Source organism: Enterobacter sp. NFIX58, assembly GCF_900110475.1.
Classification (GTDB): domain Bacteria; phylum Pseudomonadota; class Gammaproteobacteria; order Enterobacterales; family Enterobacteriaceae; genus Enterobacter; species Enterobacter quasiroggenkampii.
Window position 1 is genome coordinate 1,517,416 of the sequence record NZ_FODW01000001.1, and the last position, 13,196, is coordinate 1,530,611.

General features: G+C 60.1%; 11 protein-coding genes. 3 read left to right on the plus strand and 8 right to left on the minus strand.

Annotated features, from left to right (window positions below; genetic code table 11):
- Positions 1–46: 46 nt before the first annotated feature.
- The gene (uvrB, locus tag BMW97_RS07465; protein ID WP_045909484.1) at positions 47–2,062 is read right to left on the minus strand and encodes an excinuclease ABC subunit UvrB; all 2,016 of its coding nucleotides are present in this window, start codon (positions 2,060–2,062) and stop codon (positions 47–49) included.
- 752 nt (positions 2,063–2,814) lie between these two features.
- On the opposite strand from uvrB, the gene BMW97_RS07470 reads away from it, so the two are divergent.
- Entirely contained in the window at positions 2,815–3,537 is a 723-nt protein-coding gene (locus tag BMW97_RS07470) for an ABC transporter ATP-binding protein (RefSeq protein ID WP_045909483.1), read from the plus strand.
- Here BMW97_RS07470 and bioD read toward each other — a convergent pair.
- Genes bioD through bioB form a run of 4 tightly spaced genes read right to left on the minus strand, consistent with a single transcriptional unit; the run spans position 3,500 to position 7,127 of the window.
- Positions 3,500–4,201 (minus strand): dethiobiotin synthase, encoded by a 702-nt coding sequence (gene bioD / locus BMW97_RS07475; RefSeq protein WP_090392626.1) that lies wholly within the window; start codon positions 4,199–4,201, stop codon positions 3,500–3,502. The two genes, BMW97_RS07470 and bioD, sit on opposite strands and share 38 nt — an antisense overlap.
- A complete protein-coding gene (gene bioC / locus BMW97_RS07480; protein WP_045909481.1) occupies positions 4,194–4,949 on the minus strand; it encodes a malonyl-ACP O-methyltransferase BioC in 756 nt (251 codons plus the stop codon). Before bioC ends, bioD begins: the two co-directional genes overlap by 8 nt.
- Positions 4,933–6,090 (minus strand): 8-amino-7-oxononanoate synthase, encoded by a 1,158-nt coding sequence (gene bioF / locus BMW97_RS07485; RefSeq protein ID WP_045909480.1) that lies wholly within the window; start codon positions 6,088–6,090, stop codon positions 4,933–4,935. Before bioF ends, bioC begins: the two co-directional genes overlap by 17 nt.
- On the minus strand, positions 6,087–7,127 hold the full coding sequence (gene bioB, locus BMW97_RS07490; protein WP_008501133.1) for a biotin synthase BioB: 1,041 nt from the start codon (positions 7,125–7,127) through the stop codon (positions 6,087–6,089). Before bioB ends, bioF begins: the two co-directional genes overlap by 4 nt.
- A gap of 68 nt (positions 7,128–7,195) precedes the next feature.
- Between bioB and bioA the strand changes: the two genes are divergently transcribed.
- Both bioA and BMW97_RS07500 read left to right on the plus strand, forming a co-directional pair.
- A complete protein-coding gene (gene bioA, locus BMW97_RS07495; RefSeq protein WP_052714373.1) occupies positions 7,196–8,503 on the plus strand; it encodes an adenosylmethionine--8-amino-7-oxononanoate transaminase in 1,308 nt (435 codons plus the stop codon).
- Positions 8,504–8,551: 48 nt separating this feature from the next.
- Positions 8,552–9,028, plus strand: coding sequence for a kinase inhibitor (locus BMW97_RS07500; protein WP_024908770.1), 477 nt, complete (start codon positions 8,552–8,554; stop codon positions 9,026–9,028).
- A gap of 85 nt (positions 9,029–9,113) precedes the next feature.
- Here the strand turns inward: BMW97_RS07500 and hutH are convergent, their stop codons facing one another.
- From hutH to BMW97_RS07515, 3 genes are all read right to left on the minus strand, one after another.
- Positions 9,114–10,634 (minus strand): histidine ammonia-lyase, encoded by a 1,521-nt coding sequence (hutH, locus tag BMW97_RS07505; protein WP_023326936.1) that lies wholly within the window; start codon positions 10,632–10,634, stop codon positions 9,114–9,116.
- Entirely contained in the window at positions 10,631–12,319 is a 1,689-nt protein-coding gene (hutU, locus tag BMW97_RS07510) for a urocanate hydratase (RefSeq protein ID WP_045909477.1), read from the minus strand. The genes hutH and hutU overlap by 4 nt, the downstream gene beginning before the upstream one ends.
- Positions 12,320–12,444: 125 nt before the next feature.
- Positions 12,445–13,179, minus strand: coding sequence for a histidine utilization repressor (locus BMW97_RS07515; RefSeq protein ID WP_045909476.1), 735 nt, complete (start codon positions 13,177–13,179; stop codon positions 12,445–12,447).
- Positions 13,180–13,196: the final 17 nt, after the last annotated feature.

Consider the following 13,196-nt stretch of genomic DNA (forward strand, 5'->3'; position numbering starts at 1 on the left):
CACCCCGGCCCTCTCCCACGGGGAGAGGGAGAAAACAACGCTTTACTCACGACGCCGCGATAAACAGATCTCGCAGTTGATGAAGCTGGTCGCGGATCTGAGCCGCCTCTTCGAACTCCAGGTTCTGCGCGTGCTGCATCATCTGCCCTTCCAGCTCGTGGATTTTCTGCTGCAGCGCTTTTGGCGTCAGCACGACGGTATCTTCTTCCACCACTGAACGCGCCTTGCCGCGGCCTTTCGCTTTGGTTTTGGCGATGTTCTGACCCAGCGCCAGAATATCCACCACCTTCTTGTTCAGCCCCTGCGGGGTAATGCCGTGTTCTTCGTTGTAACGCTGCTGTTTCTCGCGGCGGCGCTCCGTCTCACCAATCGCCTTCGCCATCGACGGGGTAATTTTGTCACCGTACAAAATCGCTTTACCGTTGACGTTACGCGCGGCGCGGCCAATGGTCTGAATCAGCGAACGCTCGGAACGCAGGAAGCCCTCTTTGTCCGCATCCAGAATCGCCACCAGCGAGACCTCCGGCATATCGAGACCTTCTCGCAGCAGGTTAATCCCTACCAGCACGTCAAACTCGCCCAGACGCAGGTCGCGGATAATCTCCATGCGCTCCACGGTATCGATATCCGAGTGCAGATAACGCACCTTCTCACCGTGCTCTTCAAGATACTCGGTCAGGTCTTCCGCCATACGCTTGGTGAGCGTGGTCACCAGCACGCGCTCGTTGATGGCGGAACGGGCGCGGATCTCTGAGAGCAGGTCGTCCACCTGCGTGGCCACCGGACGCACCTCGATAACCGGATCCAGCAGCCCGGTCGGACGAACCACCTGGTCAACCACCTCATCGCCCGATTTTTCCAGCTCATAGTTGCCCGGCGTGGCCGAGACGTAGATGGTTTGCGGCGCCAGCGCCTCAAACTCTTCAAACTTCATCGGACGGTTATCCAGCGCTGACGGCAGGCGGAAACCGTACTCCACCAGCGTCTCCTTACGCGCCCGGTCGCCACGGTACATCCCGCCGATCTGCGGGATCGTGACGTGGGATTCGTCGATCACCAGCAAACCGTCGGCCGGAAGGTAATCAAACAGCGTCGGTGGCGGCTCCCCCGGCCCGCGCCCGGAGAGGAAGCGGGAGTAGTTTTCAATGCCGGAGCAGTAGCCCAGCTCGTTCATCATCTCCAGGTCGAACTGGGTACGCTGACTCAGGCGCTGCTCTTCCAGCAGCTTATTGTTCGCCAGCAGCACCTTACGGCGCTCGGCCAGCTCCACTTTGATCTCTTCCATCGCCTGCACGATACGCTCGCGCGGCGTCACGTAGTGCGTTTTCGGGTAGATAGTGAAGCGCTGGATCACCGACTCAACGTGTCCGGTCAGCGGGTCGAAGAGTGACAGGCGTTCAACCTCTTCGTCAAACAGCTCGACGCGCAGCGCCATATCGTCCGATTCTGCCGGGAAGATGTCGATCACTTCACCGCGCACGCGGAAGGTGCCGCGCTGGAAGGCCTGGTCGTTGCGGGTGTACTGCAGCTCCGCCAGGCGACGCAAAATCGCGCGCTGGTCAATGATCATCCCCTGCGTCAGGTGCAACATCATCTTGAGATAGAGATCCGGATCGCCCAGACCGTAGATCGCGGAAACCGAGGCCACGACGATCACATCACGACGCTCCAGAAGCGCCTTCGTGGCCGACAGTCGCATCTGCTCGATGTGTTCGTTCACCGAGGCATCTTTCTCAATGAAGGTGTCAGAGCTCGGCACATAGGCTTCAGGCTGGTAGTAATCGTAGTAGGAGACGAAATACTCCACCGCGTTTTCCGGGAAGAACTCTTTCATCTCGCCGTAAAGCTGCGCCGCCAGGGTTTTATTGGGCGCCAGCACCATCGTTGGGCGCTGGAGATCCGCAATCACGTTGGCAATGGTAAATGTTTTACCCGAGCCGGTGACCCCCAGCAGCGTCTGGTGCGCCAGCCCATCCTCCAGTCCCTCTTCCAGACGACGGATCGCCTCAGGCTGATCGCCAGATGGACGGAAAGCAGAATTCAATTTGAACGGTTTACTCATGGGCGACAACCTGATGACATTATAAGCGGCAGGTGAGTAATTTTACTCCTTGTTGCCAGGAATGCCAGTAAAAAACACTGGATGAAAAACCAGTAGCATGTCAGGATATTTAGAGTAGCGCCTGAATGATTAGCGCGATAGCGACCAAAATTTGGACTGTGACAACATAAAACACCAGTCAGGTCAGGTTATCCCCAGAACTTTTTCTTTTTTAACATTTGTCAAGCCAGGTAATGATAGTTTTGTGGCAACCGGTGACACTTTCATGACGGGAATTGCTTTTATCTAAGCAATTAAAAACTAAACGATATTTTCTAAAGCCGCGTTTCGCGTCAATTTGGGCGTAAGCCGCGTCTTCTCTCGCTTATCGCGTGTTTTCTAACTCTAATGCACATGGTTATCCACAGGAATAGTGGATAACTGCTTCCAGCCCATACAGACTGGCGCTCCGCAAATTCCCGGATTTTCCCACGAGACGGCGGCAAAAAATTTTTATAGCTATTTTTTGCTGATTAACAGTTGCGTCATTCATAACCAACCGATGCGATCTTGCTCACATTTTCACCTTTTCGGGCTCTGCACCACAACTCACCACCGCCAGCACCGTCGATGTGCAAGCCCGGTTTTTATCCGCCGCGCTTCTGTGACTTATTCCTAAAAAAGTCGCTTTTTTAACCACTTTCCGCTTTATGGCAGGGGTTTTGCAGATTCATCCACGAGCCACACCTACACACATTTTTAAGGAGAGAAAGATGTTGAGTCTGCGTGCAGTGAATCAGTTTTACGGAAGTCAACATACGCTATGGAATGTGGATTTAGATTTTCCGCAAGGGATGTGTACAGGCGTCGTTGGTCTGCCGGGCATGGGGAAAACCACCCTCATGAATTGCATCGCCGGGAAAGTGCCCGTCGAAAGCGGCAGCATCATCTGGTATGAGGCGGGCGCGCCCCCGCGTGATTTGCTCCACCCGCCGTCAGAACAGCGCTCCGGGCCGGGGATTGGCTATGTCTCGCAGGACAGGCGGATCTTCTCTCAGCTAACGATTGAGGAGAACCTGCATATCGCCATGCGGGCGACGGGGAAACCTAACCCGGAGGCGAAAAATGACGTTTACGACCTGTTTCCGGCGCTCTATGGGGTGCGGCAAACCCGCGCCAACACGCTCTCTCCGGACGACCAGTATCAGCTGGCGCTGGCTAATGCGCTGGTAAACCGCCCTCACCTGCTGATCCTGGATGAACCCCTGCACGGCGCGGGGCACAGCGTTGCCCAGAAGCTGTTGCAGCTGCTGGGGCGATTAAACCGGGAGCTGGGAATGACGGTGCTGTTAGCGGAGCAGCAGCTGTCGTTTATCCGCCGGGTGGCGGACCGTTTCTGTATGCTCTATCGCGGGCGTAACGTGGCGCAGGGCCACGTTAACGAACTGGATGATGAGCTTATCGCTCACTGGATGTCGCGGGAAGCAAAACGCTGAGATCGAGATAACGTCCTGTTTCGGCATTTTCCGCGCCGTCAGCAAGCCATGGGATCTCCCCGAGGCACGGCGCGGGCAGGACGCGCCTGAGCGTCGCCAGATACTCCAGGTGTCGTTTACCCGGCGCAACCACGTCGTTGGCTATCCAGCCCGCCAGACGCAGCCCGGCCTGCTGTATGGCCTGCGCCGTCAACATGGCGTGATTGATGCAGCCCAGCTTGACGCCGACGACAAGAATGACCGGAAGCTGCTCGGCCTGCACCCAGTCAGCAAACGTCTGCGTGTCCGAAAGCGGCGTAAACCAGCCGCCAGCCCCTTCCACCAGCACCCAGTCGGCCTGATTTTCCAGCGTCCGCAGTCCGGCAGACAACACAGCGAAATCAATCGGACTACCTTCATCGGCGCTGATAATGTGCGGTGAGGTCGGCTCGGCAAAGGTGTACGGATTCACCGCGGAATAGGCGAGTTCACGCGTGCTGTTACGCTGGAGCGCCAGCGCGTCGGTGTTGCGTAACCCTTCCGCCGTCATCTCGCTGCCGGACGCCACGGGCTTATACCCGGCAGTGTTTTTCCCGAGCAGCCGTGCCGCCTGCAGCAGCGCCGAGCTGGCCACCGTTTTGCCCACTTCTGTGTCCGTGCCGGTGACAAAATAACGTTCAGTCACGTTCGATAATCCCATGAAAAAGTTGATAGGAGAGCGGGAATTGACCCCGCTGCTGCGGCCAGGCCAGCTCAAGGCGCTGCAGCTGACCGCGGGTGAGCGGTTTTTTCTCGCGTCCGGTATGCAGGTGCGTGGCGCCTATGCCCTTCAGCGAACGCATGGCGCTGAACGCATCGCTAAAATTGAGCGTGATGGTCTGCACCACGCTGCGAGCGCGCCAGCCTGCCAGCGCCTGCGTCACCTGATCATGCGATAAAAACCGGTTAGCGTGCGGCTGTTCATCGACTGCCTGCCAGGCCTGATTCAGCTCCGGCAGCGAACTTTCCAGCAGGGTGGTAAACGCCACCTTCCCGCCCGGTCGCGCCACGCGATAAAGCTCACGCAAGGCCTGCGGCAGGCTGCTGCACCACTGAACCGCCAGATGACTCCAGACCAGATCAAACTGCGCGTCCGCCAGCGGGATCGCCTCGATATCGGCCAGCAGATAACGATCTGCAGCCTGCCGCTGGCGCGCCTCTTCCAGCATCTGGGCTGAGAGATCGATAGCCGTCACCTGGCTTCCTGCCCCGCGCCAGTAGCGGCTGTTGCTGCCGGGACCACACCCGGCGTCCAGCACCTGGGGAAAACGGTTCTCGCCAAGGGCGGCCAGAAGCCCCTGCGCGCTCAGACGCTGCAGCTCATCATGCTGCGAATAGCTCTGCGCGGCGCGGCCAAATGCGGCAGCGATGGCCTGCTTATTCACCGGCATCATGGAGCGCCTCCAGCAACGTCTCAATATCCTGTCGTTCATGCGCCGCCGTCAGGGTTAAGCGCAGCCGCGCCGTGCCCGGTGGGACGGTGGGCGGGCGGATGGCGGTCACCCACATGCCGCGCTGGCGCAGCGCCTGTGCCAGGGCCAGCGCGCGGGCATTTTCACCGACAATCACCGGCTGGATAGCGCTCTGCGAATCGGTGCTGCGGAAGGGCAGCGCCGCGAGTCCCTGACGGAAGCGGGCGATATGCTCTGCCAGCCGCTGGCGACGCTCATCCCCTTCCACGCTGCGGATGACTGCCAGCGAAGACGACAGCGCCACGGCCTGCGCCGGAGGCATGCTGGTGCTGTAAATCAGGTGTCGGGCAAACTGCAGCAGATAGTCGGCGACGGATTCGCTGCACAGTACGGCGGCACCACTAACGCCAAAGCCTTTGCCGAAGGTGACAATCAGCAGTTCCGGCTTCACGTTTTGCTGATACGCGCTCCCGCGCCCTTCGTCGCCCATCACGCCAGTGCCGTGGGCATCGTCCACCAGCAGCCAGGCATGCTGCCGCTTTGCGGCCTCGTGCAGCGCGGCAAGCGGCGCGCTGTCGCCGTCCATGCTGAACACCCCTTCCGTGACCGCCAGCTGTTGTCCTTCGCAGGGTTTATCCAGCAGCGCAGCAAGCTGTCCCGCATCGTTATGGGCAAAACGCCGCAGCTGCGCCGGGCTTAAATTTGCCGCCTCCAGCAGGGAGGCGTGGCTCAGGCGATCGGCGACAATGCGGTCCGCCTTCCCCATCAGGGCCGTGATGACCGCCTGATTGGCGGCAAAGCCGGAGATAAACAGCAGCGCGCGCGGGTAGCCGAGCCAGTCAGCCAGTTCCTCTTCCAGCGCCTGATGCGCCGTGGTGTATCCGCTGACGTGTCCCGATCCGCCGCTGCCCACGCCAAACCGCTCCGCGCCCTGCTGCCAGGCGCGGATTATGGCCGGATGCTGGCTCAGTCCGAGATAGTCGTTGCTGGAGAAATTGCAGAACCGCTGGCCTTCACGGGTAAGAAAACGACCCGCGCCGTTTTCCACCACCCTGCGAACGCGAAATGCCTCTGCCGCCCGACGGTCGTCGAGCGCAGAGTTGATCCGTGCCTGCCAGGTCATACGGCTGCCGCGTTGTAGAACTGGTCGGTGTCGGCGTTGAAAATCTGCTGCTCCAGCTGCTGCTGTTGCTCGTTATCGCCCGTCAGGACTTCGGTCTGATGCGGGTTCAGCCCCAGCTTGCGGAACAGCTGAACGTCTTTGTCCTCTTCCGGGTTCGGCGTGGTCAGCAGCTTGCAGCCGTAGAAGATGGAGTTGGCCCCGGCCATAAAGCACATCGCCTGGGTCTGCTCGTTCATCTGCTCGCGGCCCGCTGAGAGGCGAACGTAAGAGGTCGGCATCATGATGCGCGCCACCGCGATGGTGCGGATAAAATCAAACGCATCCACGTCCTCGTTATCCGCCAGCGGCGTGCCCTTGACCTTCACCAGCATGTTGATCGGCACGCTTTCCGGCGGGGTCGGCAGGTTCGCCAGCTGCAGCAGCAGGCCCGCGCGGTCTTTCACCGTCTCGCCTAAGCCCACGATGCCGCCGGAGCAGACCTTGATCCCCGCATCACGTACTTTATCCAGCGTATCCAGACGCTCCTGGTAGGTACGCGTGGTGATGATATTGCCGTAAAATTCCGGCGAGGTGTCGAGGTTGTGGTTGTAGTAATCCAGCCCCGCGGCCGAGAGGCGCTGCGCCTGCTCTTCGTTGAGCGTACCGAGGGTCATGCAGGCTTCGAGGCCCATCTCCTTCACGCCCTTCACCATCTGCTCCAGATACGGCATGTCGCGATCGTGCGGGTTCTTCCACGCCGCGCCCATGCAGAAGCGGGTTGAGCCAGCGTTTTTCGCCTTGCGCGCGGAGTCGAGGACCTGCTCCACTTCCATCAGGCGCTCTGACTCCAGACCGGTTTTGTAGCGCGCACTCTGCGGGCAATATTTGCAGTCTTCAGGGCAGGCGCCGGTCTTGATCGACAGCAGCGTGCTGACCTGAACATGGCGGGGATCGAAGTGCTGGCGATGCACCTGTTGGGCTTCGAACATCAGCTCAAGGAAAGGTTTGTTGAATAATTCAGTAACTTGCGACATCGTCCAGCGTGCGTGGTGAGCCATCGGGCTTCTCCAAAGGGTTTTGTTAATTTTCGGTTCGGTTTATACTCGTAAACCTAAAACTTTTCAAAATGGTTTACAAGTCGATTATGACCCAGGACGATCTCGCCTTCGACAAGCAGCATATCTGGCACCCTTACACCTCCACGACCCGCCCCCTTCCCGTTTATCCGGTGGCCTCCGCCCACGGCTGCGAGCTGCACCTCGCCAGCGGCGAGCGGCTCGTTGACGGGATGTCCTCCTGGTGGGCGGCGATTCACGGGTACAACCACCCGCGCCTAAATGCGGCGATGAAGGCCCAGATTGACCAGATGTCGCACGTGATGTTTGGCGGGATCACCCATCAGCCCGCGGTGGATTTATGCCGCCGTCTGGTGGCGATGACGCCTGCATCGCTGGAGTGCGTCTTCCTGGCGGATTCCGGCTCCGTGGCGGTGGAAGTGGCGATGAAAATGGCGCTGCAGTACTGGCATGCGAAGGGCGAAGCGCGCCAGCGTTTCCTCACCTTCCGCAACGGCTATCACGGGGATACCTTCGGGGCGATGTCGGTGTGCGATCCGGATAACTCCATGCACAGCCTGTGGAAGGGGTATCTGCCGGAAAACCTGTTCGCCCCTGCGCCGCAGAGCCGCTTCGACGGCGAGTGGAACGAGATGGACATGGTCGGCTTCGCGCGGCTGATGGCAGCACATCGTCACGAGATTGCTGCCGTCATTCTTGAACCGATCGTGCAGGGCGCGGGCGGAATGCGGATGTACCATCCGGAATGGTTGAGGCGTATTCGCAGGATGTGCGACCGCGAGGGCATTCTGCTGATTGCCGATGAGATCGCCACCGGCTTTGGCCGCACCGGCAAGCTGTTTGCCTGCGAACATGCGGGTATCGCCCCGGATATTCTGTGCCTCGGCAAAGCGCTGACGGGCGGCACCATGACGCTCTCCGCCACGCTCACGACCCGCCAGGTGGCCGACACCATCAGCGACGGCGAAGCAGGCTGCTTTATGCACGGCCCGACGTTTATGGGCAACCCCCTGGCCTGCGCGGTCGCAAGCGAAAGCCTTGCTATTCTGGAGAGCGGCGAGTGGCAGACGCAGGTTGCGGCGATAGAAGCGCAGCTGAAAGCGGAGCTGAGCGCCGCCTCGGGCGCGAATTTCGTGGCGGACGTGCGCGTGCTGGGTGCCATCGGGGTCATTGAAACCACCCATCCGGTGAATATGGCGGCGCTGCAGCGCTTCTTCGTGGATCAGGGCGTGTGGGTACGGCCTTTCGGCAAGCTTATCTACCTGATGCCGCCGTACAGCATTACGCCGGAGCAGCTGCGTAAATTAACTGATGCGGTCGTAACAGCCGTTAACATTCCCGCGCATTTCACGATTTAACCCTATGCATTACACTTGCTGAACGAGCGATTAACGAGGGTAAACCGTATGAAAATCATCAGTAAAGATCTGCGCGACGGTGAAAAACTGCCGGAACGTCACGTTTTTAACGGCATGGGGTATCAGGGAGACAATATCTCCCCGCACCTGGCGTGGGACGAGGTTCCGGCAGGCACCAAAAGCTTTGTCGTGACCTGCTACGACCCGGATGCGCCAACTGGCTCCGGCTGGTGGCACTGGATTGTGGCGAACCTGCCTGCCGACACGCGCGTACTACCGCAGGGTTCCGGTTCAGACCTGGTTGCCCTGCCTGAAGGTGCCATTCAGACGCGTACTGACTTCGGTAAAGCGGGCTACGGCGGCGCGGCCCCGCCAAAAGGGGAAACCCACCGCTATATCTTCACGGTGCACGCGCTGGATGTGGAGAAGATTGAGGTCGATGAAGGCGCGAGCGGCGCAATGGTCGGGTTTAACGTGCATTTCCATACGCTTGGCAGCGCGTCGATTACGGCGATGTATTCGTAAAAAAAGCCGGGTGGCGGCTACGCCTTACCCGGCCTGGATTTCGCACTCGTAGGCCCGGTAAGCGCAGCGCCACCGGGCAAAAAAATCACAGCACCGAAGGTAGCAGTCCTACAAGGCGTCCCTCTTCCAGAAGCTGCATCGCCTTATCAATATCCGGGGCAAAGAAGCGGTCGTCGTCGTAATGGGTGACGTGCTCGCGCAGCACCTGACGCGCCTGCTCCAGCAGCGGGCTGGATTTGAGCCCTTCACGCAGATCGATACCCTGACTCGCCGCCAGCCATTCCACCGCCAGCACACCGCGGGTGTTGGAGGCCATTTCCCAGAGACGACGCCCGGCAGCCGGTGCCATCGAAACGTGATCTTCCTGATTCGCCGAGGTTGGCAGGCTGTCCACGCTGTGCGGATGCGACAGCGCCTTGTTCTCGCTTGCCAGCGCTGCGGCCGTCACCTGAGCAATCATAAAGCCCGAGTTGACCCCGCCGTTACGCACCAGGAACGGTGGCAACTGGGACATGTGTTTATCCATCATCAGCGCGATGCGGCGCTCGGACAACGCGCCGACTTCGGCAATCGCCAGCGCGATATTATCCGCCGCCATTGCCACAGGCTCGGCGTGGAAGTTACCGCCGGAGACCACCTCGTTTTCCTGGGCGAACACCAGCGGGTTATCGGACACCGCGTTGGCCTCCACCAGCAGCACCTCCGCCGCCTGGCGCAGCTGCGTCAGGCACGCGCCCATCACCTGCGGCTGGCAGCGCAGGGAATACGGATCCTGCACCTTTTCACAGTTGTGGTGTGACTCCGCGATCTCGCTGGTGTCGGTAAGCACGTGACGGTACATCGCGGCAGCATCGATCTGCCCGCGCTGACCGCGCACCTCGTGGATGCGGGCATCGAACGGGCGACGCGAGCCCAGCACCGCTTCGGTAGTCAGCGCACCGCACACCACCGCCGAGGCAAACAGATCTTCCGCTTCAAACAGGCCGCGCAGCGCGAAGGCGGTCGACGCCTGGGTGCCGTTCAGCAGCGCCAGCCCCTCTTTCGCCGCCAGCGTGATCGGCGTTAAGCCGGCTTTTTTCAGCGCCTCTTTCGCCGGAAGCCACTCGCCCTGCCAGCGCGCTTTGCCTTCACCCAGCAGCAGCAGCGACATGTGCGCCAGCGGTGCGAGATCGCCGGAGGCCCCGACGGAGCCCTTCGCCGGGATCCACGGATAGACCTCCGCATTAACCAGCGCCATCAGCGCCTGGATCACGCTCAGGCGGATGCCGGAGAAACCGCGCGCCAGGCTGTTGATTTTGAGCACCATCATCAGACGGACAATCTCATCGTCAAGCGGCTGGCCGACGCCCGCCGCGTGCGACAGCACCAGAGAACGCTGCAGGTTTTCCAGATCGTGCGTCGCGATGCGGGTCTGCGCCAGCAGCCCAAAGCCGGTATTAATCCCGTAAGCCGTGCGCCCTTCGGCAACGATGGCTTCAACGCAGGCCACGCTGTCGTTAATGGCGGCGTGGGCGCTTTCATCCAGCGAAAGGGTGACCGGCTGACGCCAGACGTTACGCAGCTGTTTGAGCGTCAGTGAGCCGGGAGTGAGGGTTAATGCGTTCATTCATGCTTTCCTTGTGTGGCAGGGATCATCGGCAGGTTAAGGCCCTGCTCTTTGGCACAGTCAATGGCAATCTCGTAACCCGCATCCGCGTGACGCATCACGCCGGTGGCCGGGTCGTTGTGGAGCACACGAGCGATACGCGCGGCGGCTTCATCCGTTCCGTCACAGACAATAACCATCCCGGAATGCTGGGAGAAGCCCATCCCCACGCCGCCGCCGTGGTGCAGCGACACCCAGGTCGCGCCGCTGGCGGTATTCAGCAGGGCATTCAGCAACGGCCAGTCGGACACCGCATCCGAGCCGTCGCGCATGGCTTCCGTTTCGCGGTTCGGGCTGGCAACGGAGCCGGAGTCCAGGTGGTCGCGGCCAATGACGATCGGTGCGGAAACTTCACCGCTGCGCACCATTTCGTTAAAGGCGAGGCCGAGTTTTTGACGCCACTCCAGCCCTACCCAGCAGATACGCGCTGGCAGGCCCTGGAAGTTAATGCGCTCGCGGGCCATGTCCAGCCAGTGGTGCAGGTGTTCGTCATCGGCGACGATTTCCTTCACTTTGGCGTCGGTTTTGTAGATATCTTCCGGGTCACCGGACAGGGCAACCCAGCGGAACGGCCCGATGCCGCGGCAGAACAGCGGACGGATATAGGCCGGAACGAAGCCGGGGAAATCGAAGGCGTTATTCACGCCCATCTCTTTCGCCATCTGGCGAATGTTGTTGCCGTAATCAAAGGTCGGAATACCCATCTGGCTGAAGGCCAGCATCGCGGAGACGTGCTCGGCCATGGAGCGTTTCGCGGCAAGCACCGTACCTTCCGGGTCGGTCTCCGCTTTTTGCTGATATTCTTCCCACGACCAGCCTTTTGGCAGGTAGCCGTGCAGCGGGTCATGGGCGCTGGTCTGGTCGGTGACCAGATCCGGGCGCACGCCGCGGGCAACGAGTTCAGGAAGAATTTCTGCCGCGTTGCCGCACAGGGCAATCGACACCGCTTTGCCTTCGGACGTGTATTTTTTGATGCGCGCCAGCGCGTCATCGAGATTCTCGGCCTGTTCGTCGACGTAACGGGTGCGCAGTCGGAAATCAATGCGGCTCTGCTGGCACTCAATGTTCAGGGAACACGCGCCGGCCAGCGTGGCGGCCAGCGGTTGCGCGCCGCCCATGCCGCCCAGACCGGCGGTCAATACCCAGCGGCCTTTCAGCGAGCCGTTGTAGTGCTGGCGACCGGCTTCCACGAAGGTTTCGTAGGTGCCCTGCACGATCCCCTGGCTGCCGATGTAGATCCAGCTCCCGGCGGTCATCTGGCCATACATCGCCAGCCCTTTCGCGTCCAGTTCGTTGAAGTGTTCCCACGTTGCCCAGTGCGGCACGAGGTTAGAGTTGGCAATCAGCACGCGCGGGGCGTTTTTGTGCGTTTTAAACACGCCCACCGGCTTGCCGGACTGCACCAGCAGGGTTTCGTCGTGTTCGAGTTCGGTCAGGGATTTTACAATTGCGTCATAGCATTCCCAGTTGCGCGCGGCGCGGCCTATGCCGCCGTAAACCACCAGCTCGTGGGGGTTTTCCGCCACCTCAGGATCAAGGTTGTTCATCAACATGCGCAGCGGGGCTTCGGTGAGCCAGCTTTTGGCGGTAAGGGTGGTGCCGCGCGCGGCGCGGACGTCCTGCTGGCGGTATTTACCTGACGACATTGTGTGCTCCTATACGGGACAGATGATGCATTTAGATATACTTGTATAGACAAGCACACACAAGGTCGGATTTAACAAAAAAGATACAATTTTATTATATTGCGTTAGCGATCACGCTTATAAAACTATGACATAAAGTGGCCCTGCAGCCGGTAACGGTTACCCGGGAAAAGCAGCCGGGCATGCGACACAATGTGCGACGAGGACCAGGTTCGACGGCGGATCAGCAGGCACGGGTCGTGCTCTTTAATGCGCAACCGCTCGCACTCCTGCGGCGTGGCGCGCACGGCTTCCACAATGTGCTCCCCTTCCGTCAGCGGTGCGACAAGCGAAAGATAGGCATGCGGCGTGGTGTGGGTGTAATCCTGGTTCAGATAGTCCGGTATCCGTTCGGCGTTAACGCAGCGATCTTCAATCTGCACCGGAATGTCGTTTTCGAAATGCACCATCACGGAGTGGAAGATGCGGCTTCCCTCTTTGACATTCAGCTCTACCGCCTGCTCGGCGCTGGCCTGGGTCTCTTCGAGCACCAGCACCTCACAGCGGTGCTGATGATTACGCGCGGCAATTTCGTCCGCAATACTGCGGATTTCAAACAGGGCGGATTGCCCTTTCGGTTCCGCCACAAACGTCCCAACGCCCTGCAAACGCACCAGAAGCCCTTCGTCGGTCAGCTCGCGCAGCGCGCGGTTGACGGTCATCCGGCTAAAGCCAAACTGCGCCACCAGATCGGCCTCCGAGGGAATGCGGTCGTGCGGCCGCCAGACGCCGGTGGCGATTTTTTCGCTGATCGCCTGCTTCACCTTTTCGTAGAAAGGTGCGGGAGAGCTCGACTGCGGCAGGGGTGAGCGTGAAAACATCGTGACTCCTTGAATAG

Coding starts and splice junctions, on each gene's coding strand:
- uvrB (WP_045909484.1), bottom strand. CDS start 2,062: ATGAGTAAACCGTTCAAATTGAATTCTGCTTTCCGTCCATCTGGCGAT.
- BMW97_RS07470 (WP_045909483.1), top strand. CDS start 2,815: ATGTTGAGTCTGCGTGCAGTGAATCAGTTTTACGGAAGTCAACATACG.
- bioC (WP_045909481.1), bottom strand. CDS start 4,949: ATGATGCCGGTGAATAAGCAGGCCATCGCTGCCGCATTTGGCCGCGCC.
- bioF (WP_045909480.1), bottom strand. CDS start 6,090: ATGACCTGGCAGGCACGGATCAACTCTGCGCTCGACGACCGTCGGGCG.
- bioB (WP_008501133.1), bottom strand. CDS start 7,127: ATGGCTCACCACGCACGCTGGACGATGTCGCAAGTTACTGAATTATTC.
- bioA (WP_052714373.1), top strand. CDS start 7,196: ATGGTTTACAAGTCGATTATGACCCAGGACGATCTCGCCTTCGACAAG.
- BMW97_RS07500 (WP_024908770.1), top strand. CDS start 8,552: ATGAAAATCATCAGTAAAGATCTGCGCGACGGTGAAAAACTGCCGGAA.
- hutH (WP_023326936.1), bottom strand. CDS start 10,634: ATGAACGCATTAACCCTCACTCCCGGCTCACTGACGCTCAAACAGCTG.
- hutU (WP_045909477.1), bottom strand. CDS start 12,319: ATGTCGTCAGGTAAATACCGCCAGCAGGACGTCCGCGCCGCGCGCGGC.
- BMW97_RS07515 (WP_045909476.1), bottom strand. CDS start 13,179: ATGTTTTCACGCTCACCCCTGCCGCAGTCGAGCTCTCCCGCACCTTTC.